The sequence below is a fragment of the Vibrio sp. 10N.222.49.A3 genome (assembly GCF_041475145.1).
Classification (GTDB): Bacteria; Pseudomonadota; Gammaproteobacteria; order Enterobacterales; family Vibrionaceae; genus Vibrio; species Vibrio tasmaniensis_A.
In genome coordinates this window covers 1-1,464 of sequence record NZ_JBFRVM010000227.1, presented here as the reverse complement: position 1 = coordinate 1,464, position 1,464 = coordinate 1, and the positions used below count along the sequence as shown (strand labels likewise).

Here is a 1,464-nt window from a genome sequence, read left to right as displayed (position 1 = left end):
ATCCTGCGTCTCAAATCCTTAAAGTTGAGCGTTTAGAGTTTAACGTTTTAATTTTTAATTTTAGTTTTTGAAGTGCCAGAGTTGCATCTGGCACTTTTTTAGGGGGGGAAGATAAGTGAATATTGAAACTAAATTAGCATTGGTTGAAAGCAGTCAACGTATTGTTGGCATAAAAGAGGGGATGTTTGTACGTTTCTATGAGCAATCACTCTTTGGTTGGCAGCAGTGGGTATCTAAACAGGACCAATTACCGATATTGAAGGTGTTAAAGAAAAAGGTTAAGAAATTGTGTTATGACTCCAACATGGTGAGCTTGAGTTAGAATGGTAGTCCCGCAACTCTGAATTAAAAATTATGGCTACTATTCAAGTTAACTGTCGGTTTTGCAACCAAACGGAGTATGTTCGTAAACATGGTACTGGTGTGTCAGGCTTTCAGCGGTTTCGTTGCCTTGAGTGCAAACGCTCATTTCAACTTGATTATGCTTACGAGGCATATAAACCTAAGGTCAAAGAGCAAATCATTGATATGGCGATGAATAGCTCTGGTGTAAGAGAAACAAGTCGTGTCTTAAAAGTTGGCCATAACACGGTACTGCGCACTTTAAAAAACTCTCGCCGAAACGAGTCACCTCAATACCTTTCGAGAGAGCAAACATCTCTCTCATCTGTGAGGTCGATGAACAGTGGTCATTCGTAGGAAACAAAAAAATCGTCGTTGGCTTTGGTATGCATTGGAGCCCGGTTATAAACGCATCATTGCTCATGCCTTTGGTAAGCGTAATACAGATGAGCTGCGAGCGTTACTCGCTTTACTTAAGCCATTCGACATCAGTTTCTTTTTCACCGATGATTTCAGCGTCTACTCAAAAGAATTGCCAAAAGAAAAACATGTTGTAGGGAAAAGGTTCACTCAGCGGATTGAACTAACCAATTTGACTTTGCGTTCCAGATAAAAATGTTTATTGCGTAAAGTTATTGGTTTCTCGAAATCGGAAGAAATGCACGAGAAAGTGATAGGGACTTCCATTGAGCGAGAGTTCTACCACTAAATCAACTAATTGGCGTCACGACCTACAAAAGTGTGTTCTGGAGGGACTCCAAGTACACGAGTTAAAGAGTTTTATATCGACGGGACAGTACCTTGGATTAAAACTAAGGAAGTGAATAATTGTAAGGTTTTTTCTGCTGAGACCTACATCACTGAAGATGCCATAACGAAGTCTACCGCAAAGTTAATACCGGAAAACTCGGTAATTATCGTTATGTATGGTAATGGTGATACTGCAGGTAGAGTCGCAATTAATAAAATTCCAGTTGCTACAAATCAAGCCTAGCTTATTACCAACTATTTTAAAGCTATCCCAATCACTTCCAACGCCCAGTTCTCTATTGCAACCGAACCTCATCAGTCTCTTGCACTCTGGGGGTATCGGTTTTCCGAAACTTATTTATGTCCAAAACC

General features: G+C 40.1%; 2 protein-coding genes and 1 pseudogene. All 3 read left to right on the top strand.

Annotation, left to right across the window (positions count from 1 at the left end; translation table 11 throughout):
• Window positions 1–115: 115 nt before the first annotated feature.
• Window positions 116–322, top strand: a complete 207-nt coding sequence (locus AB4589_RS23705) for a hypothetical protein (RefSeq protein WP_017102003.1) — start codon at window positions 116–118, stop codon at window positions 320–322.
• A gap of 32 nt (window positions 323–354) precedes the next feature.
• A pseudogene (locus AB4589_RS23700) lies at window positions 355–1,051 on the top strand (IS1 family transposase).
• Between the two features lie 30 nt (window positions 1,052–1,081).
• Entirely contained in the window at window positions 1,082–1,336 is a 255-nt protein-coding gene (locus AB4589_RS23695; RefSeq protein WP_017102006.1) for a restriction endonuclease subunit S, read from the top strand.
• Window positions 1,337–1,464: the final 128 nt, after the last annotated feature.